We start from the raw sequence: 22,654 nt of genomic DNA, 5'->3' as shown, positions 1-22,654 counted from the left end.
CTGAGCGGTCAGTTCGTCAACTACCACTCTGCCCCGCACCTCGCCCAATCTCCTTCACCAAATCCCGGCAATATGTCCCGAAATCGACCTGAATCGTGTGCCGCTTGGACGCATAGAAATGGCTGAGGTGGATTTTCTCGTCCTCGACGATCACGCGTTCCATCTCTTCGGCTTCCGGAAACGCATAAGTGCCGGTTAGGGCGGCGGCCACCAGTTTGCTTTGCTGTTCGGCGAGGTTGACCAGCGTTGGAAGGGGCTGGGCCAAACCCAGGAAGAAGAGATTCTCGTAACCCGGCTTCACCATGCGCTTGTAGAGCGGATAGGCATTGTCTTTGGGCTGCAGCGCGGGGTCCGTCAGGAACGGAAAGCTGATCCTGTAGCCCGTGGCCCAGATGATCGCGTCCACCTGTTCCCGGCTGCCATCGGTGAAGATTACGCCGTCACCGTCCAGCCGCTCTATCGCGCCCTTGGGCAGGATATCGCCGCAGCCGACCCGGGTCAGGAATTCGCCCGAGACGCTGGGATGGCCTTCCAATGGTTCATGGTCGGGCTTGGGCAGGCCGTAATCCTCCATCCGGCCCAGCTGTTTCTTGATGACCCGCTGGGCGAGTTTGCGCCCGAATTTGGCCGGCATCCAGCTTGGCAGCACCGCCTTGTCCGCCGGCTGGCCGTTGGCATATTTGCCGAGCACCCAGACGCCGCGCCGCATCGAGATGAAGAGTTTCGCGGCGAGCGGTTTCTGCGACAGCTCCGAGGCGATATCCATCGCCGAATTGCCGCCGCCGACCACCATGACAGTCTCGGCGCGATAGTCATGCGGCTCGAAGGGGTCGGAATAGGCGTGGCTGTGTGTCTGGTATCCGTCGAAATGGCCGGGATAGTCGGGCGTGTTCGGGTCCCAATGATGGCCGTTGGCGACAATCAGCGCATCATAGTCGCGCGCCTCGCCGGTCGAAAGGGTGACGCGCCAGCTTTTGTCTTCGAGCTGCTCGGCCTTGTCGACGCGGGTGTTGAAGGTGATCGCTTCGCGCAGCCCGAAATGATCGACATAATCGTGAAAATATTGAAGCAATTGCGCATGGTGCGGGAAATCGGGCCAGTCGTCCGGCACCGGATAATCCTCGAACGCCAGCCGGTATTTGGAGGTGTCGATATGCAGGCTCTGATAACAGGCCGACATGCCGTTGGGGTTTTTGTAATACCAGTTGCCGCCGATATCGTCCGACGCCTCGAATTGATCGTATGTGAGGCCATGATCCTTAAGCCGCTTGGCCATGGTGAAGCCCGAACAGCCGGCCCCGATAATACAGATTTTGGGATGGGGGTCGCTCATGACGCGGGGTTAAGCACGGCGTTCGGCCGCGAACAAGTTCGGCGCTCATTGCGTGCTGATCAGGAACCATGCGGCGACGCCCGCCAGGATGATGGCAAAGCCCTTGCGCGCAACCCGCTGGCGTGCCGGATCGGCCAGCCAGCGCTGCGCGGTGCCGGCCAGCCCGACAATGCCGAGATGCACCGCTGTCGCCAGCGCAACATAAAGCAGAGTGAGGATCACGGCCTGCGGAATGAGCGGGCGGGCGGCCTCGGTAAAGCCTGGCAGGATCGCGACGAAAAAGAGGGCGGCCTTTGGGTTGAGCAGGTTCACGGTCAGTCCGCGGCGAAAATGCTGCGCAGCATTTTTGCGGTGGTTGGCGCGGCTGGGGGAGACTTCGCCGGCACCTGTCCAGGCTTCGAAAGCGAGCCATAACAGGTAAAGTGCGCCGCCCCAGCGCAGCGCTGCAAAAGCTAGTGGCGAAGCGGAGAGCAGCGCGGCCAGGCCGAATGCGGCGGCAAGGCCGACGATCGCCAGTCCCAGAGCAATGCCGATCGTCGTGGCCAACCCGGCGCGCCGTCCCTCAACGGCGGACACCAGGGCGAGATAGGCCATGTTCGGCCCCGGGGTCAGTTCGATCAGCAGCGCCGTTCCGAGAAAGGCGGCAAGGGTCGCGCTCAGCATCGGCGCCCCGTTATCGGCGCCACGCCGCTAATGGTTGTGATCTCCGTGCGGTCCATAGGAGAATTCTCCGATCACCAGGCTTGCGATCTCGAAGGCCCAGCGCCCGGCGATGATCCGCTCGCCCACCGGCACGGCGCTGGAGGGCACCGAACCGAAGCCGCCATTGCCGTTGCGGTCCGCCAGTGCATCGAAGTACAGGGTCTCGCCTGTGCCGTTCTCCATTTCAAGCCAGGTTTCACCGGCATCGGTGTAGAGGACGGCGCGGACCTCGCCGGGTGCGAGCGGCGTCGCCAGCGCCTCTTCGCCGCGATGGCGGACGAGCAGCAGCTGGTGCGAATAGCCTTCGCCAAAACCGAACACGACGCCCTCGCCGGGTACCAGTGCGATTGAGTCGACCTCCATATCGGGATCGGTCACTTCCTGCGCGGGGGCGGGTGTGGAAATCGGGGCCGCCATGGCTGCAAGTGTTGCCGCCAGCATGTTTCGCATATCGCTCTCCCCGGGGTCGTTGTCTGCCTCCGCCATTTGCTAGCAGGAATGCGCGGGACTGTCTGCCATGGGCAAGGCCATTGGCTATCGGCATGCTTTCGTGCAGAGCCTGTTGTTATGGATGCAACGGATCGCCCTGACGCACGGCCGATGGGCCTCCTCGCCCGCTTTGTTCTGGGCATTCTCCATTTCATCTATCGCTGCCACAAATTCACCGCCATCGGCACTCCGCCCGCAGAGCGCCGTTTCGTCATTATTGCTGCGCCGCATACGAGCAATTGGGATTTTCCCAACTATGTCGGGCTGACCCATGAACTGGGGCTCGATACGCATTTCATGGCCAAGGATTCGCTGTTCAAATGGCCGATGGGCAAATTCATGCGGCAGGTTGGCGGTGTGCCCGTCCAGCGCGGTATCAAGCGCGATATGGTCCAGCAGATGATCGACGAGTTCGCGCGGCGGACGGAGTTTGTCCTCACCGTCGCACCGGAAGGCACGCGCGGCATGAAAACGGCGCAGGAATGGCGTACCGGCTTTTATCGGATCGCCCATGGCGCGGGCGTGCCGATCGTCTGCGGCTTTATGGACTATAAGCGCCGTCGGGCCGGGGTCGGTCCGGTTATCGTGCCGACTGGCGATTATGACGCCGATATGGCCCCGGCCTTCGCATTTTACCGCGACATGCTCGGCAAGCGGACGGGCAACAGCTAGCCGCGCCGCCCGCTATGCATAGCGGAACGCCGGATCGTCCAGATCGATCTCGGGCAGTTCGTCCTTCTCCGTCCAGTAATCCTGGTTATGCTGCCATTCCGGCTTGTCGCCGCGCTTGGGCAGCAGGTGCATGCCGCGCATCATATAGCCGGGGTTGAAATTGTCCGGATCGAGCCAGTCGAGCAGCGGCATGTCGGCATCTTCGGGCCGTAGCGCGGGGGTAACGCTCTGCGCGCCCTTCTCTTCCATATGCCTGAGCAACCGGCAGACGAAATCGCTGACCAGATCGGCCCGCAAGGTCCAGCTTGCCCGGAAATAGCCGAACACCCACACCATGTTGGGCACACCGGTAAACATCATGCCGCGATAGGTGACGGTGTCGGAAAAAACGAGCGGCTCGTCATCGATGATGAAGGCGATGTCGCCCAGCACGTTGAGATTGAACCCGGTCGCGGTGATGATGATATCCGCTTCCAGCGTTTCGCCTGATTTGAGCAGGATGCCCTTCTCGGTGAAGCGCTCGATCTCATCGGTGACGACGCTGGCCTTGCCCGCGGCGATGCCCTGAAACAGGTCGCCGTCCGGAACGAAGGCAATGCGCTGCTGCCAGGGCCGGTACCGGGGCGTGAAATGTCTGGCGATATCGAAATCCTCGCCGAGAAACTCCTTCACGCCGGCCAGCAGTTCCTGCTTCACCGCTTCCGGCTCTTCCACCGCGCGCCGGGTCAGTTCGCGCTGGTCGAACAGCACTTTCCTGCGGACGATCTCGTGGATCCAGTCTTCCCGAATGTCGAGTTGGCGCAGCGTATCGGCCAGTTCATTCTCATTGCGGCCGGGAATGAAATATGTCGGGGAGCGCTGGAGCAGCGTGATATGCTCGCAATCCGCGGCGATCGCCGGAACCAGCGTCGCCGCTGTCGCCCCGGACCCGATGACGACGACCTTCTTGCCCTTATAGGCAAGGTCTTCCGGCCAGGTTTGCGGATGGACGATCTCGCCGGCAAAGCTCTCCATTCCTTCCCATTCGGGAGTATAGCCCTGTTCGTGCCGGTAATAGCCCTGGCACATCCACAGGAAATTGGTGGTGAAACGAACGGTTTCTCCGGTATCGGCGCGCACGGCTTCCAGCGTCCAGAGCTTGTCCTCGCTCGACCAGCGTGCCGTGCTGATCCTGTGGCCGTAGCGGATCCGGGGCCCCAGATCATTCTCCTCGATCACTTCGTTCATATAGCCGAGTATCTCCTCGGCCGAGGCGATCGGTGCGCCGACCCAGGGCTTGAAGCGATAGCCGAACGTATAGAGGTCGCTGTCGGAGCGGATGCCAGGATATGTATGGGTGATCCAGGTGCCGCCGAAACTTTCCTGAGCCTCGAGAACGACATAGCTTTTGTCCGGGCACTGGGTGGCAAGGTGATAGGCACCGCCGACGCCCGATATGCCCGCGCCGACAATGAGAACATCGAAATGTTCGGCCGCCTGTCCGGCGCCGGTATTGTCTGTTCTCGTTCGCGTATCAGTCATGCCGCTGCTCTCCCTGCCTGTCGGAAACACACTCCGACAGGTATATCAGTGGCGGGCCAGCGCGGCGGCAACATTGATTTCTGTCAAGATATGTCCGGAAGGGTTTCCGGTCACAGGCTCGCCGCGATATGGGCGACTTCGGCGTCCAGCCGCTTCCCGATATCGGCGGCCATGAATTTTTCCGCCATCCTGCCGACCATCGGGACGGTGCAGATAGCATCTGTTTCGCAGCGCAGCGTACAGCCATCGCCGTTCGCTTCGACGATGATCTCGCCCCTGGCCGAGGCCGGGAGCCCTTCGGGCCGGACTTCGATATCGCAGCGATAGGGACCGCCGGCTTCCCCGCTCCAGCTTTCCACCTGATGCACCTTGCTCCATTCGCCGATCACCGCCTGCAGCATCGGCGGCGCATCCATCGGTACTTCGCGCTCGCTGGTCACGATCTGCTCTCCATCGGTGCCCGGGCCGATGGAGAGGGTGACGGCGCGAGCGCCCAGCGCCCGGAACTTGGCGAGGACGAAATCCTCATCCCAGAAGCTTCGGCAGAAGAGGTCGATATCCGCAGCGATATCATAGGCGAGAGATATCCGTTGCATGCTCCCTGTCCGGTTCAGGCCTGCGCCGCGCTGAGCGCCTGATCGATATCGGCGATGATATCGTCGATATGCTCAAGCCCGATCGAGAGGCGGATATAGCCGGGAGAAACGCCGGTTGCGCGCTGCTGTTCCTCGCTGAGCTGGCTGTGGGTCGTCGAAGCGGGATGAATGGCCAGGCTGCGCGCATCGCCGATATTGGCGACATGGTAGAGCAGCTGCAGCGCGTCGATAAACGCCTTGCCCGCCTCGACCCCGCCGGCCAGTTCGAAACCGAGCAGCCCGCCCAGTCCGCCGGTCAGTACGGCCTCGGCCCGGGCTTTCTGTTCGCCTTCAAGCCGGGACGGGTGGATGACACGGGTGACGCCTTCCCGATTCTGGAGCCAGTCCGCCACCTTTTGCGCATTCTCGCAATGTTTGGGCATGCGCAGGGCCAGCGTTTCCAGTCCCTGGAGAATTTGGAAGGCATTCAAGGGGGACAATGCCGCACCGAGATCGCGCAACAAAACGGTGCGCGCGCGCAGGATATAGGCGATCGGCCCGAGCGGCTTTGCTGCTTCGGTCCACACCGCGCCGTGATAGCTGGGATCGGCGGTGTTTAGCATCGGCTGGCGCTCCGGGTGCGCGGCCCAGTCGAAATTGCCGCCATCGACGATCAGCCCGCCGATCGAGGTGCCATGCCCGCCGATATATTTGGTCGTCGAATAAACGATGATGGCCGCTCCGTGATCGAAAGGCCGGGCAAGCAAAGGCGCCGCGGTATTGTCGACAATCAGAGGGATGCCCATGGGCCGGCCGGCGGCCGCGATGTCCGCCATAGGCGCAACCACCAGCTTGGGGTTGGGCAGCGTCTCGAGATACCAGGCCCGCGTCCTGTCATCGCTCGCATCGACAAAGGCCTGCGGGTCGGATGGGTCGACGAACCGGGTTTCGATGCCGCAATCCTTCAGCGTGTTTGCGAACAGGTTGTATGTGCCGCCATACAGATCGGTGCCGCTGACGATATTGTCGCCGGCCCGGGCGAGATTCTGCACGGCATAGGCCGACGCCGCCTGGCCGGACGCCACGGCCAGAGCCGCCGCGCCGCCTTCGATGGCCGCCATCCGCTCTTCGAGGATCGCCGTGGTGGGGTTGCCGATGCGGGTGTAGATATTGCCAAGCTCGGACAGGGCGAAAAGGCTGGCCGCATGATCGGTGCTTTCGAACTGGTAGCTTGTCGTCTGGAAGATGGGCGGCGCAACGGCCCCGGTGCCGGGATCGGCTCGCCAGCCGGCATGCAGGGCGAGCGTTTCGGGGTGCAGGGTCTTGTCGGCCATCATCATCTCCTGTGTTTCGCGCCGTCCCTAGCGCAGCTTTTGCGGCGAGACACCCATGAAATGGAACCGGGATGTCCATTGCTTCCCGCTAGCGTCTTGCGCGCCGGATGCGTGCGGTTCAAACAGGTTGCAACCGGCTCCGTTTTCGATCGGGGCGCAGGCGAAGAAAGGGCGAGGCGATCAGGAAAGCGGGCAGGTTCGGCGCAGCATTGAGCGTATTGGCGCTGCTCGCGGCATGCGGCGGGGGCGGCAGCGGGGGTGGCGGAGGCGCGAGCAACCCGCCCATGGCAAATGCACCGCCGCCTCCTCCCCCGGCCAGCAGCGCCTGTTCCGTCAGCGCCCGCCAGCAATGGGCCGAAGCCCAGATCGATGAATGGTATCTGTTTCCCGAAACGCTGCCCGCCAATCGCAGCCCCACCGGCTTTGCCACCGTCAGCGCCTATATCGACAATCTGACCGCCACCGCGCGGGCGCAGGGGCGCGACCGCTTCTTCACCTATCTGACGTCCATTGCCGCGGAAAATGCCTTTTTCCAGCAGGGTGCCAATGCCGGTTTCGGCATTCGGCTCGCAGTCGACAGCGCCAACCAGCGCCTGTTCGTTTCCGAAGCCTTCGAGGGGGCGCCCGCCCTGGCGGCGGGAATCGACCGGGGGACGGAGATTCTCGCTATCGGCACGAGCAGCGCCGACCTGCGCACCATCAGCCAGATCGTTGCGGAAGACGGGCAGGCGGGGCTCACGGTAGCGCTCGGCCCGTCATCGGCCGGGGTACGGCGGACCTTGCGCATAACCGATGCCACCAACGGCACGCGCACGATTTCCGTCACGAAGGCCGATTACGATCTTGAGCCTGTGTCCTCCCGCTATGGCGCACAGGTCATCGCCGATGGCGGGCGCGAAATCGGCTATCTGAACCTGCGGACCTTTATCAGTACGGCAGATCCTGCGCTCACGGCTGCCTTCAACGATTTCAAGTCGCGCGGGATTACCGAGTTCATCATCGATTTCCGCTATAATGGCGGCGGACTCGTCAGCACGGCGGAACTGATGGGCGATCTGCTGGGCCGCAACCGGGTCAATTCCGTTTTCTCCCGGCTCAGTTTCCGGGCAAGCAAAGCGCAGTTCAACGAGGTAAAACGGATCTCGGCCAAGTCCCAGTCTGTTGCGCCGATGCGGATCGCCTTTATCGGGACAGGGGCTACGGCCTCGGCGAGCGAACTGGTCATCAACGCCTTCATTCCCTTTCTGGGCCCCGATCTTGCGCTTATCGGAAGCAACACCTTCGGCAAGCCTGTCGGCCAGATTGCGGAGGACCGGGAGCAGTGTGACGACCGGCTGCGCATCGTTGCCTTCGCCACACAGAATTCGCAGAGCAATGCCGATTATTTTGGCGGCCTGTCCGCCAGTGTCGAAGCGAGCTGCGCGGCGGGGGACGATATTGCCTTTCCGCTTGGCGATCCGCGCGAGAATTCGGTGGCCCGGGCGCTCGATTTTCTCGCCGGGCGAAGCTGCCAGCCTATTGCCGGTGCGAGCGCGGGGAGCAGTGCGCAGACCGGCGCGGTTGCGCCGCATGCTGCGAGTCCCGATCCCCTCCGCCGCTCCATGCTGATGCCCGCCCGGCCCAATCCGGCCCAGATCAACTCACCGGGAATTTTCTAGGGCGCAGATAGCGCGCGCATTTTGCAGACGATACGCCTAGCATCCGGCCGACGGGCATCCCGCCCGTATGAAGGAACGCGCCATGGCCAAAGGCCAGAAGAAATCCACCAAGGAAGCCCGCAAACCCAAAGCGGAAAAAAAGAAAAAGAACAATATGTCGAACCCCTCCACCAAGCCGGGTGTCGTTTCGGGCCTCGAACATATGCAGAAGAAGGGCTGAGTCGTGGCCGATACGGACGACGGGGCCTATGTCTATGATGAGGCCAGCGGCGAATGGATCAGCCCGGAAGAGACGGCCGAAAAGAGCGCGGCGGCGAATGCGGCCCCCGAAGTGCGCGATGCGGTCGGGAACCGGTTGGAAGACGGCGATAGCGTGACGCTGATCAAGGATCTGAAAGTGAAGGGGGCGGGCCAGACGCTGAAACGCGGAACCGTCGTGAAGACGATCCGGCTGACCGCAAACCCCGAAGAGATCGATTGCCGCACCGATGCAATCAAGGGCCTGGTGCTGAAGACGGAATTTGTGAAAAAGCGCTAGGGTGCAGCACCCTTTCCGGCAGGCCTATTCGGTGGCCTCACGCGATGCGCGGAGAGCCGCAATGAACGGCGCATAATCGGCGAAATCCCGGTGCGAGACGACAAGGCCGTCCTCGACGCGCAGGATGGTGATGAAGGGCATGACGCTTGCTACCTCGCGGCCGTCATCGAGCCGGAGCGTCCAGTCGAGCTCGCCTTCGAAAACCGAATGCTGCCCGGAATGGAATGTCCGCAGGGGGCGCAGCGACATCCGCGTGATCCCGGCATAGCCTTCCCGGAACAACGTCATCATCGCCGCTTTACCTTCCGCGCCGGCGCCTCCGAAAACGGGGTCTGCGGTTACGTCGCGAAAGGTGCCGGCATCGGCAAGCAGCGGCTCCAGCCTATCCCAGTCGCGCGCGATATAGGCGTCGAAATAGGCCTGGGTTATAGTTTGTGTGGCTGCGCTCATTTCCGCAAAGCTTGGCTGCTCCTGCGCGAACAGCGGCGCGGTCGGCGCGGCGAGCAGGGCGAGAGCGAGCGCGATCGGGGCGGTGGAAAGGAATTTCATGAGACCGGGGCCTTTTGTTGATTGCCGGGGAGGCGATGGCTGCTTTTCGGACCGCTTCACCCGGCCTGTCGAGCCGTCTTTCGACCAACGTTCGATGCCGGGCTGCAAAAGGGCCAGATTGTCAGTTGACCGACATGAACGCCGCGGGCGATATCTGGCGGGAAGGGCGAGCATGACGAGGAAGTGCAGATGAATGAGGCAAAGACATCCGGCGAAATAAGCGGCCGCTGCCTGTGCGGCGCGGTAACCATGACGGGCGTGCCCCAGCGGCCCCATGTCGAGGCATGCCATTGCGAGATGTGCCGGCGCTGGGGCGGCGGCGCCTTTCTCGGCATACAGTGCGGCGCGGATGTGCGCTTCACCGGCGAGGAACATATTGTGCGCTATGCCTCGTCCGACTGGGCCGAGCGCGGATTTTGCGGAAAATGCGGTTCCAATCTCTTCTACTGTTTCACGCCGGCATCAAACTATTCCTTCCCGGCCGGGCTGTTCGACGATCCCGGCGCGGTGACCCTGCACGAACAGATATTCATCGACGAGAAGCCTGCCTATTACAGTTTCGCCGAGGACAGTGTGAAAAAGACCGGTGCCGAGGTGATCGAGGAAGCCAAGGCGGCGGGTTTCAGCTTCGACTAGGCGCCCCTTGCGCCCCGCTCCGCAATAGGGTTGAATTGCATGATGACAGACAGCGCAACAATAGACGATTCACCCGCCATGATGGCCGTTATGGAGCGGGCGGGCGAGGCGGGCGTCGATATCGTCCCGATCATTTTCGACCGGTTCTTTGCCGAATTTCCCGAAACTCGCGCGCTCTTTCCCCATGTCGAGGCGGCCGCGGGCCGCATGGTCAATGAAACGCTGGAGGCCCTGTTCGGGCTGGCCGAAGGCGCCTGGTGGGTGAACACCACGATCGTCAATTTCGTCGACCTGCACCGCAATTACGGCGCCATCCCGATGGCCCAGTGGACGGCCTGGATCGACATGACGGTCGACGCGCTGCTCGAGGCCGCGAGCGAGAGTGCAGACGGCGGAGCCGCATGGCGGCGGCAGGCCGAGCGGCTGAAGGCGATGATCGATGCCTGAGCGATACCCCGCGCCCTTTTTCGTGAGGTCTTGACGGCTCCGCCCCGCGCCGGGAGAAGGCGGCATGCTGGCCTCGCTTATCGTTTCTACCCTCATGGTCGTGCTGACCGTCCTCATCCACGGCGTCGGCCTGTTCGTGCTGTCCCGCCTGCTCAGGCTTGAGGCGAAGGAGGAGGCGAGCGCCAACATCCACCCGATGTCGCCGCGCGGCATGGCCGTTACCCTGATGCTCGTCCTCGGCCTGTTCCTGGTGCATGGTGTGGAGATCTGGGCCTATGGCTTTCTCTATCTCTGGCTCGGCGCGCTGCCCAACCTTCCCGAAGCCGTCTATTTTTCCACCATCACCTATTCGACGATCGGCTATGACGATGAGGGCTTTCTCACCGCCTGGCAGATGGTCGCCGCGATCGAGGGCGTGAACGGCGTGATCCTGCTCGGCTGGTCGACCGCCTTCTTTGTCACTGTAGTCGCCCGCATGGGCCGCCGGTAAAGCCGGCCCCGCCGCTCATCCGCGCCCTCGTCCGCGCGTTAGCTTTGCGGTTTGGCCCGCATCAGCAACCCGAGCACGACCGCAACGAGCAGCAGCGCGGGCACATCGCCGGTCATATGGCCCATATGTTCCGGATTGCCCGTCGCCTGCACCGCCATGATACCGGCATGGACAAGGCTCGACCAGATTGTGAACCAGATCAGCGAGCGATGGGCCTGCGGATCGGCCGCAGCGCGGATCAGGAACAGGCCCAGCGTCGCATACACGCCGATAATCATCATATAATAATGCGAGGCCGCCGGCGGCCCCTCATGCCACATCCAGCCCGACGGCCAGACCAGGGCAAGCGGATAGACCAGGCAGAAAACCGCTCCGAACGCCACCAGGGCAATCTGCAAATAGCTATAGCGTCCAATCATCAAACTTCTCCCCCAAACGGCCCGTTATCGGAAGCCCCCCGGGGCCGAAGCGGAAGGCTAGGCCCGATCGCCGCCGCGCGCAAATGACGCGTCTTGTGCAATAGCGCGGGCCCGTTATGGCGTACGCCATGTCCTACGATCCCGCGACCATCGCCATTGCCTGCCTCGCCGTGTTCATTCTCGGCCTGGCCAAGGGCGGGTTTGCCGGGCTGGGCGCGCTGGCGACACCGATTTTCGCGCTCAGTGTCGCGCCCACCCGGGCCGCCGCGATCCTGCTGCCCATTCTCATTGTGCAGGATGTGGTGAGCGTGTGGAGTTTCCGCAAAAGCTGGAGCCGCTGGGCCGTTGGCTGGATGCTGCCCGGCGCGGCGATTGGTGTGGCGCTCGGCTATGCCTTTGCCGCGACGCTTCCCATATCCGCAGTCACCGGCGCGCTCGGCGGCATCACCTTGGGCTTCGGCCTGTACCGGCTCTGGCTGGAGCGCGGCGGGCGCATTGCCGCTGCCTCCACCTCGCCCGGCTGGGTCGGCAGCATCTTCGGCGTGGCGACCGGCTTCACCAGCCAGATCGCCCATGCCGGCGGCCCGCCGATGCAGATGTGGCTCACCCCGCAAAAAATGCCGCACCTGATGTTCGTGGGCACCAGCTCCGTCCTGTTCGCCGCGATCAACTGGATCAAGGTTCCCGCCTATGCCGCGCTGGGTGAGTTCACACCCGAAAACCTTACCGCCTCGGCAATGCTCATGCCGCTTGCGATTGTCAGCACCTTTGTCGGCGTCTGGCTAATCCGCCGGATGGACCCGGCGCGTTTCTACACGCTGGTTTATCTCCTCATGGTTCTCCTTGGCAGCAAGCTGATCTGGGACGCGGTGACCGGGGGATAATAGCCAAGGGCAGGGTGCGGCAGTTGACACTCAACGCCCCTTTTCCTGCCCGCGATCTGCCTCCCTGTGCGGCGCGGCGGGCGCAGGGCTGATCCGCCGGTCCGCCCGCTTCAGCATCCCGAAAAGCGCGGAACTGTCGGCTTTTCGCTCCGTCCCGATATAGCGGCCCCTGCGCAGGACAGGGCGATAGGTGCCGTGCCGGATGCGCTGCATCAGCCCATCGAGTGTGACCTTTCGCCGGGGCGTTCCGGGCGCGCCAAGGATGAAATCCCAGGCCGCACAAAACCCCTCCGCGCCCCGCTTCCGCCGTAACCGATACGCCCCCTCCCGGCTCATCCCGACCTTGGCAGCGGCCGTGCGCACACAGCGCGTCTCGGCCAGATAGCCGATAAACTCCGCCTGCCGCACCGGCGTCCACCCGTCACGACGGGCGCGCCCCGTTCGAGTATTGGCAGGAACGGGCGTAAAGGCGGGGATGCGCGAGAGACGGCGTGACTGGATTTCTGCGCTGCGAGGATGTGGGGTGGGAGTCATCCGACAGGATAGAACAGATTATATCCAAATAGGACAGGACTTTTGTTGCGCGCAGGTCGGAACAAGAACGATCTTCTGCGGAGCACTATTTGGTGCATTGTCGCCGTAATCTAAAGTCTACCCTGCTTGCCGTAGAGATTTCTAAAGTAACTATCAATTTCCTTTCGTCGATGATTCAATTTAATCAGCAGTTCTTGAGTATTCTCTTTTTCTTGGATGATTGCAGAAATTTCTGCATCGCTCAAATCTTGAAAATTTGTATTTGACATCAACCCATTGTTCTTAGAATGCCTTTTTGCCAAAATCGTCCACAATTCCTCTGCCTTGCTGCGCAGCTGCAGCAGAGAATCTCTACCAAGCGCGGATAAATTGGCCTTCATAATCCAGTTCATTTCGTAGCTGTCTTCCAATATTCCTTTGGTGTTTTCGATATCTGTCATTTTTCGTTCTCGAGATCGGCGTGCCACCTCGGTTATTTTTGTCTCTTCGATCACCGATTCTGCCGCGCCGAACTGCTGCAAAAATTCCGATAACGGGAGCAGATGGATTGTTTTTCCGCCACTTAAACGACGATATTCTTCTACGAGTTCAATTCTAGGTTGGAAAATACCCTCAGATTGAACCCACCAATCACCCTTCGCATCTTCCGTAACAAATATACAATGTTCTTCCTTCTGTTGCCCTATCTGCAGAATTGCTTTCCATATTAATAGGTCTCCAATGCCATCATCAGCTTTATTCCTATCTTTATATCCGGGTGGGATACTATGATTAAAGCGCCATTCCATTTCTTCGACCAAAGAAGCCTGAGCGTGATCTTCCATAGGAATTTCAAGAACGTTTTCTGCTAATAGTTCACCATAAAGCTTAGAAACGGGATCTGAGCCTAAATCCCTCCTGAGCCCAGCGGAAAGAGCTTTAATGCTTTCAGAGGCCAATTTTTTTAGATCGCGAATCTGTTCAGAGCACTTTACAAATTCTTGATATTTGTCGTCAGAATCTAAAAACCCCACTTTTTTATCTGCTGGAACAGTGATTTGACTGACTTGCTCATGCAGTGTGCGGACTATGTCGCGAATGTTATTGCCTCGATTCCGCAAAAATTCTCTTGCAGCTTGTCCGGGCACAAAAAGTCGATCTTCGCCCGATAGTGCAGCGTAAACTTTTCTAATCTCATCTAATGAATGTGAACCTAGACGATACGGCATCAAAAGCACGTTAGCATCTAGGACCACTATACATTGACCTTTGATGGCTTCGATGGAATCTTGTTCAAATAGAAAGCTTTCGGAGACATTTGGGTACACTTTGGAAAGCCAAAACTGGTCGAGATAATCCGTAGTCTTTTCGGACTTGGTTTCGTCTGGCATGCCGGTTCCTAAATACTAAATTCTTGACAATCGAAGACTAGACAAAATTGGTTCGTTTTCCGACAATTATCTAGTCTTGTCGACTTACGCGTTTGCTGCTCCATCGCTCTATCATCTGTTCGCTGATCCTCAATATTAATATCGAGGTTGCATCCCATTAAATTTATGTGGCTTCTATGCCATCCCCAGACATTCAACCCCGACCCGCCCGTACAATTCTCCCAATGATCCTGTGCGCGGTTTCCGGGTCTTCCAACGCCAGATACACAAAATTCAGATGGATCGCACCATCGCGGATATCCAGATGCTGGAAGTTGCCATCGGGCAGCCAGAAGGGTTTGGACTTGCTCCAAGCGTCGGAGAGGATAGCGAGCGGCATATGGGAGTAGGCCGCCCAGCACGCCGGACCGGCGACATTGGGGAGATAGACGGCGGCAATATCGTCTAGGCACTCTTGCAGCGCGCCGGGGGTCTCGATCCGGCGTTCGACCTTGATCGTGCGGGAATGCGGCGCGTCGAAATCGTCCCCGGCGGCAACGCTATCCCGGGTCAGGTGGAGGCTGGTCGGCATTGGTCTTAGTCTGCCTTCACATACAGCTCGCCGCCGCCCTCGTTAAACTTTTCGCTCATCTCTTCCATGCCCGCCTCGGCCTCGTCCGTCTTCACATTCTCGGCATTGCCAAGCACGCCGTTCGGGTTGTTCGCCGCGAACTCGCGAGCACGCGAGACTGAATCATCCCCCGGATGGTTCAGGCTTTTGCCTGCGGCAAAATCGCGCACTTCCTGGCTGATCTGCATCGAGCAGAATTTTGGCCCGCACATGGAGCAGAAATGCGCGGTCTTTGCGCCTTCGGCGGGGAGCGTCTGGTCGTGATATTGCTCCGCCGTGTCGGGGTCGAGGGAGAGGTTGAACTGGTCGCGCCAGCGGAACTCGAAGCGGGCTTTGCTGAGGGCGTCATCGCGGACTTGGGCGGCGGGGTGGCCTTTCGCCAAATCGGCGGCGTGGGCGGCCAGCTTATAGGTGACAACGCCAACTTTCACGTCATCGCGGTCGGGCAGGCCGAGATGCTCTTTGGGCGTGACGTAACAGAGCATCGCCGTGCCGTACCAGCCGATCTGGGCGGCGCCGATGCCGCTGGTGATATGGTCGTAGCCGGGCGCGATGTCCGTCGTTAAGGGCCCGAGCGTGTAGAAGGGCGCTTCGCCGCAGGCTTCGAGCTGCTTTTCCATATTCTCCTTGATCTTGTGCATCGGCACATGGCCGGGGCCTTCGATCATCACCTGCACATCCTGTTCCCAGGCGACCTTGGTCAGCTCGCCAAGCGTGTAGAGTTCGGCGAACTGGGCTTCGTCATTGGCGTCGTAAATCGAGCCGGGGCGCAGGCCGTCGCCAAGGCTGAAGGCGACGTCATAGGCTTTCATGATCTCGCAGATTTCGGGGAACTTCTCATAGAGGAAGCTCTCCTTGTGGTGGCTGAGGCACCATTTCGCCATGATCGATCCGCCGCGCGAAACGATGCCCGTCATGCGCTTGGCGGCCATCGGGACATAGGGGAGGCGCACGCCGGCATGGATGGTGAAATAATCCACGCCCTGCTCGGCCTGTTCGATCAGCGTGTCGGCGAAGATTTCCCAGGTCAAGTCTTCGGCCACGCCGCCGACCTTTTCGAGCGCCTGATAGATGGGGACGGTTCCAATGGGCACGGGCGAATTGCGGATGATCCATTCGCGGGTGTCGTGGATATTGCGGCCGGTGGAGAGGTCCATCACCGTGTCCGCGCCCCACCTTATCGACCAGACCATCTTGTCGACTTCATTGGCGACATCGCTGGCGACGGCGCTGTTACCGATATTGGCGTTCACCTTGACGAGGAAATTGCGCCCGATGGCCATCGGTTCGCTCTCGGGATGGTTGATATTGTTCGGGATGATCGCGCGGCCCCGCGCCACTTCGTCGCGGACGAATTCGGGCGTCACATAATCGGGGATGGACGCGCCGAAGCTCTCGCCGTCGCGGATATATTCGGCAAGGCGGGCCCGGCCGAGATTCTCGCGCTCGGCGACATATTCCATCTCGGGCGTGATGATGCCCTTGCGGGCATAGTGCATCTGCGAGACGTTCATGCCGGGCTTTGCGCGCAGGGGCCTCTTCACGACATTGGGGAAGGGGTCGACGCCGCCGGAGCGGTCCGGGCCGAGCTGGCCGTTATCCTCGGGCTTGGTGTCGCGTCCGTCATAGCTCTCGACATCGCCGCGTCCCATGATCCAGTCGCGCCGCAGCGCCGGGAGGCCCGCCATGATGTCGATATGAGCATTCTCGTCGGTATAGGGGCCGGACGTGTCATAGACGCGGACCGGATCTTCGCCCTCCTCCAGTTGGATCTCGCGCATCGCCACGCGCACGCCCGAGCCCGTCTGGGCGGCGACGTGGATTTTCTTCGAGCCGCGTATTGGGCCTGTCGTTACGCCGATCTCGGTGCGGGCGGGGATATCAGCCATGGGGGTTACTCTCTTTCAGGAACGGGTTGGAAAATGGATCAGACAAGGGTGACGGTGGTGCGTTCGACTTCGAACCAGCCGATGATGACAAAGGCAATTCCGAGCGCGAGCGCGATATAGCCCCAAAGCTTTGGGCCGGTTTTCATGAACGGACGCGCAATCGCCCACATGACCTGCGGCGCGGCGAGGAAGAGCAGCCCTTCGATGGCCGCGCCCCAGCCCATGATCGCGACGAGGATGTCGGGCCATCTGGCGTTTGTGGGATGAACGAGCAGGATTGTCGTGCCGATCGAGAAGACCAGCAGGCCGGCGACGAAACTGAGCGCCGGCGAGCGCTCCATCTCCGCGAACATCTGCTGGAAACGATCCGTCGTCATGGCCATGCCGAAGCCGGCGGCCATGCAGTACAGGCCGAACGCCATGATCAGCCAGCCGGTAAGCGTGAATTGGTCGGCCATGATGCACCTCTCTCCTTGCCTTGCCGGAAAGAAGGGGCGGATGGCTTTCGTGGCGCCGGGTGCCGCTCCCTCCCTCCGCCGGTAAGTCCCTGTTTGAAGAGGGGCCGGATCAGGTTCTGCGGGTCGCGCGGACTTGCACCGCACCTCTCAGCCTAAGGCTCCCCGGGGAATGGCCAGGAGATTAGGCACGGTCGCCTGCAATGTCCACAAGCTGTATTGTCGAGGCGCTATTCTGCCTGCGGGTTTCGGGAGCAGCCATCGGCACGAAACTGGCTGGGCGGCGACCGATCCCGCCGCATTGCAGTTTTCCCGCAGCAGGGAAATTTATAGACTTCCGCATAGTCCGCCGATCCGTCTGCCGTTTGCAGATGGATGGCCGGCTCCGGATGCCACAGGCCGTTATCGGCATAGAAATTCTCGATCGTCTCGATTTCAAGCCGGATATCGGCGGCGGTGGTGCTCACCCGAAACGATGTCTGCCGGTCCGCGGTGGCTGCCCTGGTTTGCAGATCGGCCACATGATCCTTCAATATGGGTTCGATCGTTTTCCCGAGAGCCAGAAGTTTTTCGCGATCATAGTCGGCCGCCATGCGTTCCATATGGCGGCTGGCTTCGATGAATTCGAGGATGACGGGTGAAATGGGCGGCGTGGAAGCGGGGCGGGCATTGGCCCATTTTTCAGCCGCCAACAGGTCTTCGCCCCTGAGCAGCTGGCCTATCCAAGAGCCGCCTTGCGTCCAGCGATGCGCGAGGTCGAGCAGACGCGAATGCTCCCTGATCCAGTCGATATCGCAACCCAGGGCGTCGCACAGACTCTGCACCGCATTGTCGAAGCGGTCCTGCTTGGTTGCGAAGATATAATTCAAGCGGGCCAGCATGGGCGGAATGTCTGCGCCCGCGACATCCTCGATCACTATCGGAGCAATTTTCTTGCTCAGCGAGTTGGCGAACTCCACCTCCCATGCGCAAATCTCGGAAACGGCCGATTGCGGGCTCAGAAGGAACACGATCGAATCCGCTTTGCGGATCAGCACCTCGAGCCGTTCGCGCCAGGCTTCGGTCGGCAGGATATCGTCCACATCCCGAAGCGTTTCGAATCCCTCTTCCCTCAGGCGGTTCACCAGCCGTTCGGCGATGTCCCGGTCCCGTCGCGAATAGGATACGAAAACCGAACCTGTGCCTTCCGCCATATTTCCCCTCCCATTGGCCGGATGCGGCTAAGTGGAGCCTGGAGAAGCCGCGCTCGCGCGCCCTCGTGCCCAACCGGTGTCGCAGCAACGGTAGCCGAAGCAGGTGCGTGCAGCCAGTGATGCCGCACCGGAATGGTCTCAGTCGCCCCGGTCCCAGCCCTGCTCGTTGCATTCGAACACCGTTTCCGAGCCCGCCTGTTCGACAAAGGAAACCAGACCGTAATAATCGTACATCGCGCCGTCTTCGCCGGAGCGCCGGACCGGGGCAGGAAGCGATAGCCGATGGCCGAGACGGTCAGGCCGCGCCCGGATCGGGCGATGGCGTGTCCGCTGCGGGCGTGGCGTCCGAACAGGCGGCGAGTGAAACGATACCGGCGCACAGGGCGGCAAGACATCCGCGGCGCATAGTCAGCTCCTCACCGATGCGTTGATGGCCCCCAATTCAAGAAGAGCCAAATCAATAGGAGAAGGTCTGGCCTTCATAGATATAGGGCTGATTGCAGAAAAAGACGGTTTCGTCGCCCTCCCGAACGACAGCCGATGCCATGACCATGCGTTCGCCGTCTTCGCTGGAAAGTTCGCGTTCACGCTGGCTGCCGTCGGCGCTGACATCGAACCCCGCCGCAGAAAGCGCTGCTGCGACCTCGGAAACCGGCGCATCGAAGCGAATGCCTTTGCTCCACACGCCGTCGCCTTCCTCGATAAATGCGTCGGAGAGGCCGGTGACTTTCAGACTCAGCCATTGTCCTTCGAAATCGAGATAGACCTGCACAAAGTCCGGTGCGTCGTCATAGGGGCGTTCCAGCCGGGCGGTGACCGGCGCGTCGAGACCGGCGATGGTCACCGTACCCGGACGGGAAACATAGTCGTCGCCAAAGACGCTTGCCTCTTCGAAAACGCGGTAGGCTTCCTCGCTCCATTCGCAATCACGGGCGGCGGCGAAATCGAGCCATGGCGACAGGTCGGCCAATCCGTCGGGCGAGCCGCTCTGGCCGGTTGCATTCTCGGCTTCGGCGGCGCCCGCCGCCGGTGCCTGGCCCGGCCCGCATCCGGCCAGCACGGCAAGCGTTGAAAGACCGCATGCAAGTATCCGAAACACGAAACTATCTCCCCCCGTTCAAGACATGGCCAAAATTTCCATTTTTCGGTCCAAGTCAACAGGGGGGTTCCACGCCGGGCGGCTTTGCTTTTCAAAAAGGGCGTTACGGCTCCAGGCCGGACGCCAATCAGGCAAAGGGCGTGGCGAATTCGATGCGGATGCCGCCGGGAATTGCGCAGATCATGTGGCTGGCGCTGGCACCCGGCCCCATCGGCCCTGGCGCGAACTCGATCGCCGTGCCGGGATAGGCTTTGACCCGTTCATGGACCGCAGCCAGCGCGTCATGATCGGCAACGGCCAGCGCGAGATGGTGGAGCCCGACATTGCGCCGTCGGTCGAAGGGACGGGCGGTGTCCGGATCCTCGACCTGCCACAGGGTGATCAGCGTCGTGCCGTCGGACAGGAAAGCGGCGGGATAGTCGGGTTTCTCGGCAACCAGTTCGAATCCGAGACCGTCACGGAAAAAGTCGCGCGCGGTATCGAGATCGGGCACGGCCAGCCCGACATGATGGGCGCCCAGGGTCAGGGGAGCGGCGAGCGGTTGGGTCATTTCAGTCTCCTTGGTCCGGGTGGGCGTTAAGCGCCACGATCCGGGATTTGAGATCGGCAATCTCGTCGTGCAGCGGCTGGACATGTTCGGCGATGGCCTCGCCGTCGAGCCGCGGCGTGATATGCTGCGGGCAGTTCCAGTCGAAGCCGACAATATCGATGAGGAAGCAGCGTTCGATTTTGGCGGGGTAGCCGGGGTCCTGCAGTGCCTGTGCCGTTTCAGGGTCGTCGTCGGCGTCAATGCGATGGGCATGGCCGATCATCTTCAATCGCCGCCGGTTCGGATAGTCCATCAGGAACAGCGCGACCCGGTCGTCCGCTTCGATATTGGCGACGCTCAGATATTGCCGGTTGCCGCGATAATCGGCAAATCCGATCCGGTTGCCGCCGAGCCGTTTGAGAAATCCCTTCGGCCCGCCGCGATGCTGGATATAGGGCCAGCCGTCGTCGGTGCGGCTGGCGATATAGAAGCTGTCGCGCGCGGCGATGAACGCGGCTTCCTTCTCGCCGAGCCGGTCCGGCCCGGGCGCGCCCGCGGCAATCATCCGGGCATAGCTCTCATAGGAGCCCCAGGCCTTTTGCTGGGCGATGGCGCCGGGGCGAAACAGGGTGCGGAGGAAGTTGCTTGCCATGCGCCGGGGTTTATAGAACCGTGATACAATGATAATCGGTCTAAGTGACAAATTAATATTCCATAATCAGGAATAATCATGGACCGACTCAAGGCGATGACGATTTTCCGCGCGGTGGCGCAGGAAGGCGGGTTCGCGGCCGCCGCGCGCCGGCTGGGCCTGTCGCCGCCGGTGGTGACCCGGGCTGTTGCCGATCTCGAGGCCCATCTCGGGCTGACGCTGTTCCATCGCTCGACCCGCCGCGTCGAGCTGACCGAGGGCGGCGCGCGCTATCTCGAGGATGCCGGGCGGATCCTCGAGCAGATCGATACCGCGGAACGGCGGGTGGCTGGCAGCAGGGGCGCGATCCGCGGCGAATTGAGGATCACCGCGCCGGTCATGTATGGCCAGCTCCACATCATGCCGGTCGTTGCCGCACTGCTCCGTGCCCATCCCGAACTCAATATCCAGCTGCTTCTGCTCGATCGCAACGTTCGCATGGAGGAAGAGGGGATCGACGTCGCGGTGCGGGTCGGCGCCCAGCCGGACAGCGCCTATCAGTCGGTGCGGATCGACGCCGTCCAGCAGGTCGTTGTCGCCAGCCCCGGCTATCTCGAACGCCATGGCACACCGCTGACGCCCGACGACATTGCCGGCCATGCGACGATCCTGTCGACCACGGTCGAGCGCAGGACTTACTGGCGCTTTGGCGAACGTGGCCGGATCCGTGTGCCGATCGCGCCGCGGCTGTCGGTCAACGCGATTGCCGCCTGTCTGGCCGCGGCGGAAGAGGGGCTCGGCCTTGCCTGTCTGTTCGACTATCAGGCCGCTGCGGCGCTCGAACGGGGTTCGCTGGTGACGGTGCTGGACCGGATACGGCTGACTCCGGTTCCCGTGCAATTGCTCTTTGCCGCGGACCGGACCCGGCTGCCAGCAGTGCGGGCCTTTATCGACGCAGCGAAAAGCGTGCGCGTGCCGGGCTAAAGTTCGAGGCCGAATTGTGCCGTTTCCGTTTCACCGTCCGCGTCTTCCGCGACCCCGAAGCCCGACATGGTCAGCCCGAGCAGGCGTACGCCGCGTTGGTCGGGGATCAGCGTGTCGAGTAGGGCAGTTCCCACCGCGAGCAGTTCGTCGCGGCTGGCGACCGGTTCCGGCAGGGACCGCGCCCGGGTTGGCGTTTCGAAATCGGCATAGCGCAGTTTCAGGGTTACGGTGCGGCCGAAGCTTTCGGATTTTTGCGCGCGCTCCCAAACGACATCGGCCACGTCGGCCAGCTTGGCGACCATCGCCTCACGGGTCTTCAGATCCTGGCCATAGGTGCGCTCCGCACCCAGCGATTTGCGGACGCGGTCCGGCTTCACCTGGCGGTCATCCATGCCCCGGGCGGCGCGGTAGTAATATCTGGCGCTTTTGCCGAAATTGGCCTGCAGGAATTCCAGGCTTTGCGCGCCCAGGTCCGCACCGGTCTCGATCCCCATCCGCTTCATCTTCTCGGCCGTTTTGGGGCCGATGCCGTGAAAACGCCGGACGGGCAGGCGCGCGACAAAGGCCGGGCCCTGTTTCGGCGTCACGACGCAGATGCCGTTCGGCTTGTTCTGGTCCGAGGCGATCTTGGCGATGAACTTGTTGTAGGAAACGCCCGCCGAGGCCGTTAGCCCGGTGGCCTCCTCTATCCGTTCGCGTATTTCCTCGGCAACGGCGGTCGCCGTCGGCAATTTGCGATAGTCGGTGACATCGAGATAGGCCTCGTCGAGCGAGAGCGGTTCGACAAGATCGGTATAGCTGCGGAATATGGCGCGGATCTGGTTGGAGACCGCACGGTATATATCGAAGCGCGCGCGCACGAAGATAAGGTCCGGACAGCGCCGTTTCGCCGTCACCGAGGGCATTGCCGAGCGCACACCGAACTGGCGCGCCTCATAGCTTGCCGCCGCGACCACCCCGCGTCCGCTCGATCCGCCGACCGCCACGGGCTTTCCGCGTAGCTCGGGATTGTCGCGCTGTTCGACCGATGCGTAAAAGGCGTCCATATCGATATGGATGATCTTGCGGAGCGGCGCGTTTTCGGGCGGGTCGGTGTTCACATCCGCCTTATGC

At 61.6% G+C, this 22,654-nt stretch carries 27 protein-coding genes; 9 read left to right on the top strand and 18 right to left on the bottom strand.

Annotated features, from left to right (window positions below):
• Positions 1-16: 16 nt before the first annotated feature.
• The 3 genes from DFR46_RS10180 to DFR46_RS10170 are packed head-to-tail and all read right to left on the bottom strand — an operon-like array spanning position 17 to position 2,485.
• Entirely contained in the window at positions 17-1,333 is a 1,317-nt protein-coding gene (locus DFR46_RS10180; protein ID WP_116236346.1) for a flavin-containing monooxygenase, read from the bottom strand.
• Positions 1,334-1,378: 45 nt separating this feature from the next.
• Positions 1,379-1,996 carry a LysE family translocator gene (locus DFR46_RS10175; protein WP_211306415.1) on the bottom strand — a complete coding sequence of 206 codons (618 nt, stop codon included), beginning with the start codon at positions 1,994-1,996 and terminating at the stop codon, positions 1,379-1,381.
• Positions 1,997-2,023: 27 nt separating this feature from the next.
• A complete protein-coding gene (locus tag DFR46_RS10170; RefSeq protein WP_147297667.1) occupies positions 2,024-2,485 on the bottom strand; it encodes a hypothetical protein in 462 nt (153 codons plus the stop codon).
• A gap of 117 nt (positions 2,486-2,602) precedes the next feature.
• On the opposite strand from DFR46_RS10170, the gene DFR46_RS10165 reads away from it, so the two are divergent.
• Positions 2,603-3,196 (top strand): 1-acyl-sn-glycerol-3-phosphate acyltransferase, encoded by a 594-nt coding sequence (locus tag DFR46_RS10165; protein WP_116236344.1) that lies wholly within the window; start codon positions 2,603-2,605, stop codon positions 3,194-3,196.
• A gap of 12 nt (positions 3,197-3,208) precedes the next feature.
• Here the strand turns inward: DFR46_RS10165 and DFR46_RS10160 are convergent, their stop codons facing one another.
• The 3 genes from DFR46_RS10160 to DFR46_RS10150 form a co-directional block, all read right to left on the bottom strand.
• Positions 3,209-4,717, bottom strand: a complete 1,509-nt coding sequence (locus DFR46_RS10160) for a flavin-containing monooxygenase (RefSeq protein ID WP_116236343.1) — start codon at positions 4,715-4,717, stop codon at positions 3,209-3,211.
• Between the two features lie 110 nt (positions 4,718-4,827).
• The gene (locus DFR46_RS10155; protein ID WP_116236342.1) at positions 4,828-5,313 is read right to left on the bottom strand and encodes a DUF2505 domain-containing protein; all 486 of its coding nucleotides are present in this window, start codon (positions 5,311-5,313) and stop codon (positions 4,828-4,830) included.
• Between the two features lie 14 nt (positions 5,314-5,327).
• Positions 5,328-6,626, bottom strand: coding sequence for an O-acetylhomoserine aminocarboxypropyltransferase/cysteine synthase family protein (locus tag DFR46_RS10150; protein ID WP_116237275.1), 1,299 nt, complete (start codon positions 6,624-6,626; stop codon positions 5,328-5,330).
• A 284-nt stretch (positions 6,627-6,910) separates the two neighbouring features.
• Between DFR46_RS10150 and DFR46_RS10145 the strand changes: the two genes are divergently transcribed.
• From DFR46_RS10145 to DFR46_RS10140, 3 genes are all read left to right on the top strand, one after another.
• Positions 6,911-8,284, top strand: coding sequence for a S41 family peptidase (locus DFR46_RS10145; RefSeq protein WP_342769836.1), 1,374 nt, complete (start codon positions 6,911-6,913; stop codon positions 8,282-8,284).
• Between the two features lie 82 nt (positions 8,285-8,366).
• Positions 8,367-8,504, top strand: coding sequence for a hypothetical protein (locus tag DFR46_RS14840; protein WP_162843462.1), 138 nt, complete (start codon positions 8,367-8,369; stop codon positions 8,502-8,504).
• Positions 8,505-8,507: 3 nt separating this feature from the next.
• Entirely contained in the window at positions 8,508-8,822 is a 315-nt protein-coding gene (locus DFR46_RS10140) for an alkylphosphonate utilization protein (RefSeq protein ID WP_116236340.1), read from the top strand.
• Between the two features lie 24 nt (positions 8,823-8,846).
• On the opposite strand, the gene DFR46_RS14835 is transcribed toward DFR46_RS10140, so the two are convergent.
• Positions 8,847-9,371, bottom strand: coding sequence for a nuclear transport factor 2 family protein (locus DFR46_RS14835; protein ID WP_162843461.1), 525 nt, complete (start codon positions 9,369-9,371; stop codon positions 8,847-8,849).
• Positions 9,372-9,560: 189 nt separating this feature from the next.
• Between DFR46_RS14835 and DFR46_RS10130 the strand changes: the two genes are divergently transcribed.
• The 3 genes from DFR46_RS10130 (at position 9,561) to DFR46_RS10120 (ending at position 10,944) form a co-directional block, all read left to right on the top strand.
• Positions 9,561-10,007: a GFA family protein gene (locus tag DFR46_RS10130; protein WP_116237274.1), complete on the top strand. Its 447-nt coding sequence runs from the start codon at positions 9,561-9,563 to the stop codon at positions 10,005-10,007.
• Positions 10,008-10,046: 39 nt separating this feature from the next.
• A complete protein-coding gene (locus tag DFR46_RS10125; RefSeq protein ID WP_116236338.1) occupies positions 10,047-10,454 on the top strand; it encodes a globin family protein in 408 nt (135 codons plus the stop codon).
• Positions 10,455-10,518: 64 nt separating this feature from the next.
• Entirely contained in the window at positions 10,519-10,944 is a 426-nt protein-coding gene (locus DFR46_RS10120) for an ion channel (RefSeq protein WP_116236337.1), read from the top strand.
• A gap of 38 nt (positions 10,945-10,982) precedes the next feature.
• On the opposite strand, the gene DFR46_RS10115 is transcribed toward DFR46_RS10120, so the two are convergent.
• Positions 10,983-11,363, bottom strand: coding sequence for a DUF6632 domain-containing protein (locus DFR46_RS10115; RefSeq protein ID WP_116236336.1), 381 nt, complete (start codon positions 11,361-11,363; stop codon positions 10,983-10,985).
• Between the two features lie 128 nt (positions 11,364-11,491).
• Here DFR46_RS10115 and DFR46_RS10110 point away from each other — a divergent pair, with 128 nt between their 5' ends.
• Positions 11,492-12,247, top strand: coding sequence for a sulfite exporter TauE/SafE family protein (locus DFR46_RS10110; protein WP_116236335.1), 756 nt, complete (start codon positions 11,492-11,494; stop codon positions 12,245-12,247).
• Between the two features lie 30 nt (positions 12,248-12,277).
• On the opposite strand, the gene DFR46_RS10105 is transcribed toward DFR46_RS10110, so the two are convergent.
• The 9 genes from DFR46_RS10105 to DFR46_RS10065 form a co-directional block, all read right to left on the bottom strand.
• The gene (locus DFR46_RS10105; protein WP_116236334.1) at positions 12,278-12,655 is read right to left on the bottom strand and encodes a hypothetical protein; all 378 of its coding nucleotides are present in this window, start codon (positions 12,653-12,655) and stop codon (positions 12,278-12,280) included.
• A 236-nt stretch (positions 12,656-12,891) separates the two neighbouring features.
• Positions 12,892-14,151, bottom strand: coding sequence for a PIN domain-containing protein (locus DFR46_RS10100; RefSeq protein WP_116236333.1), 1,260 nt, complete (start codon positions 14,149-14,151; stop codon positions 12,892-12,894).
• A gap of 193 nt (positions 14,152-14,344) precedes the next feature.
• Positions 14,345-14,722 carry a hypothetical protein gene (locus DFR46_RS10095; protein WP_116236332.1) on the bottom strand — a complete coding sequence of 126 codons (378 nt, stop codon included), beginning with the start codon at positions 14,720-14,722 and terminating at the stop codon, positions 14,345-14,347.
• A gap of 5 nt (positions 14,723-14,727) precedes the next feature.
• Positions 14,728-16,650: a phosphomethylpyrimidine synthase ThiC gene (gene thiC, locus DFR46_RS10090; RefSeq protein ID WP_116236331.1), complete on the bottom strand. Its 1,923-nt coding sequence runs from the start codon at positions 16,648-16,650 to the stop codon at positions 14,728-14,730.
• Between the two features lie 38 nt (positions 16,651-16,688).
• Positions 16,689-17,108, bottom strand: coding sequence for a hypothetical protein (locus DFR46_RS10085; RefSeq protein WP_116236330.1), 420 nt, complete (start codon positions 17,106-17,108; stop codon positions 16,689-16,691).
• A 227-nt stretch (positions 17,109-17,335) separates the two neighbouring features.
• Positions 17,336-18,298, bottom strand: a complete 963-nt coding sequence (locus tag DFR46_RS10080) for a toll/interleukin-1 receptor domain-containing protein (RefSeq protein ID WP_116236329.1) — start codon at positions 18,296-18,298, stop codon at positions 17,336-17,338.
• Between the two features lie 457 nt (positions 18,299-18,755).
• On the bottom strand, positions 18,756-19,397 hold the full coding sequence (locus tag DFR46_RS10075; RefSeq protein ID WP_116236328.1) for a hypothetical protein: 642 nt from the start codon (positions 19,395-19,397) through the stop codon (positions 18,756-18,758).
• A 127-nt stretch (positions 19,398-19,524) separates the two neighbouring features.
• Positions 19,525-19,947 carry a VOC family protein gene (locus DFR46_RS10070; RefSeq protein WP_116236327.1) on the bottom strand — a complete coding sequence of 141 codons (423 nt, stop codon included), beginning with the start codon at positions 19,945-19,947 and terminating at the stop codon, positions 19,525-19,527.
• Between the two features lies 1 nt (position 19,948).
• Positions 19,949-20,578, bottom strand: coding sequence for a pyridoxamine 5'-phosphate oxidase family protein (locus tag DFR46_RS10065; RefSeq protein ID WP_116236326.1), 630 nt, complete (start codon positions 20,576-20,578; stop codon positions 19,949-19,951).
• A gap of 78 nt (positions 20,579-20,656) precedes the next feature.
• Here DFR46_RS10065 and DFR46_RS10060 point away from each other — a divergent pair, with 78 nt between their 5' ends.
• Positions 20,657-21,541 carry a LysR family transcriptional regulator gene (locus DFR46_RS10060; RefSeq protein ID WP_116236325.1) on the top strand — a complete coding sequence of 295 codons (885 nt, stop codon included), beginning with the start codon at positions 20,657-20,659 and terminating at the stop codon, positions 21,539-21,541.
• On the opposite strand, the gene dinB is transcribed toward DFR46_RS10060, so the two are convergent.
• On the bottom strand, positions 21,538-22,641 hold the full coding sequence (gene dinB / locus DFR46_RS10055; protein ID WP_281270030.1) for a DNA polymerase IV: 1,104 nt from the start codon (positions 22,639-22,641) through the stop codon (positions 21,538-21,540). The two genes, DFR46_RS10060 and dinB, sit on opposite strands and share 4 nt — an antisense overlap.
• Positions 22,642-22,654: the final 13 nt, after the last annotated feature.

This window comes from Parasphingopyxis lamellibrachiae (assembly GCF_003385775.1).
Taxonomy (GTDB): domain Bacteria; phylum Pseudomonadota; class Alphaproteobacteria; order Sphingomonadales; family Sphingomonadaceae; genus Parasphingopyxis; species Parasphingopyxis lamellibrachiae.
The sequence above is the reverse complement of the archived record's forward strand: the minus strand, read 5'-3'. Positions and strand labels throughout refer to the sequence as shown.

Excerpts from the sequence above, each read along its gene's own strand:
- DFR46_RS10180 (WP_116236346.1), bottom strand. The coding sequence starts at position 1,333 with ATGAGCGACCCCCATCCCAAAATCTGTATTATCGGGGCCGGCTGTTCG.
- DFR46_RS10175 (WP_211306415.1), bottom strand. The coding sequence starts at position 1,996 with ATGCTGAGCGCGACCCTTGCCGCCTTTCTCGGAACGGCGCTGCTGATC.
- DFR46_RS10170 (WP_147297667.1), bottom strand. The coding sequence starts at position 2,485 with ATGCGAAACATGCTGGCGGCAACACTTGCAGCCATGGCGGCCCCGATT.
- DFR46_RS10165 (WP_116236344.1), top strand. The coding sequence starts at position 2,603 with ATGGATGCAACGGATCGCCCTGACGCACGGCCGATGGGCCTCCTCGCC.
- DFR46_RS10160 (WP_116236343.1), bottom strand. The coding sequence starts at position 4,717 with ATGACTGATACGCGAACGAGAACAGACAATACCGGCGCCGGACAGGCG.
- DFR46_RS10155 (WP_116236342.1), bottom strand. The coding sequence starts at position 5,313 with ATGCAACGGATATCTCTCGCCTATGATATCGCTGCGGATATCGACCTC.
- DFR46_RS10150 (WP_116237275.1), bottom strand. The coding sequence starts at position 6,626 with ATGGCCGACAAGACCCTGCACCCCGAAACGCTCGCCCTGCATGCCGGC.
- DFR46_RS10145 (WP_342769836.1), top strand. The coding sequence starts at position 6,911 with ATGGCAAATGCACCGCCGCCTCCTCCCCCGGCCAGCAGCGCCTGTTCC.
- DFR46_RS14840 (WP_162843462.1), top strand. The coding sequence starts at position 8,367 with ATGGCCAAAGGCCAGAAGAAATCCACCAAGGAAGCCCGCAAACCCAAA.
- DFR46_RS14835 (WP_162843461.1), bottom strand. The coding sequence starts at position 9,371 with ATGAAATTCCTTTCCACCGCCCCGATCGCGCTCGCTCTCGCCCTGCTC.
- DFR46_RS10130 (WP_116237274.1), top strand. The coding sequence starts at position 9,561 with ATGAATGAGGCAAAGACATCCGGCGAAATAAGCGGCCGCTGCCTGTGC.
- DFR46_RS10125 (WP_116236338.1), top strand. The coding sequence starts at position 10,047 with ATGATGACAGACAGCGCAACAATAGACGATTCACCCGCCATGATGGCC.
- DFR46_RS10120 (WP_116236337.1), top strand. The coding sequence starts at position 10,519 with ATGCTGGCCTCGCTTATCGTTTCTACCCTCATGGTCGTGCTGACCGTC.
- DFR46_RS10115 (WP_116236336.1), bottom strand. The coding sequence starts at position 11,363 with ATGATTGGACGCTATAGCTATTTGCAGATTGCCCTGGTGGCGTTCGGA.
- DFR46_RS10110 (WP_116236335.1), top strand. The coding sequence starts at position 11,492 with ATGTCCTACGATCCCGCGACCATCGCCATTGCCTGCCTCGCCGTGTTC.
- DFR46_RS10100 (WP_116236333.1), bottom strand. The coding sequence starts at position 14,151 with ATGCCAGACGAAACCAAGTCCGAAAAGACTACGGATTATCTCGACCAG.
- DFR46_RS10095 (WP_116236332.1), bottom strand. The coding sequence starts at position 14,722 with ATGCCGACCAGCCTCCACCTGACCCGGGATAGCGTTGCCGCCGGGGAC.
- thiC (WP_116236331.1), bottom strand. The coding sequence starts at position 16,650 with ATGGCTGATATCCCCGCCCGCACCGAGATCGGCGTAACGACAGGCCCA.
- DFR46_RS10085 (WP_116236330.1), bottom strand. The coding sequence starts at position 17,108 with ATGGCCGACCAATTCACGCTTACCGGCTGGCTGATCATGGCGTTCGGC.
- DFR46_RS10080 (WP_116236329.1), bottom strand. The coding sequence starts at position 18,298 with ATGGCGGAAGGCACAGGTTCGGTTTTCGTATCCTATTCGCGACGGGAC.
- DFR46_RS10070 (WP_116236327.1), bottom strand. The coding sequence starts at position 19,947 with ATGACCCAACCGCTCGCCGCTCCCCTGACCCTGGGCGCCCATCATGTC.
- DFR46_RS10065 (WP_116236326.1), bottom strand. The coding sequence starts at position 20,578 with ATGGCAAGCAACTTCCTCCGCACCCTGTTTCGCCCCGGCGCCATCGCC.
- DFR46_RS10060 (WP_116236325.1), top strand. The coding sequence starts at position 20,657 with ATGGACCGACTCAAGGCGATGACGATTTTCCGCGCGGTGGCGCAGGAA.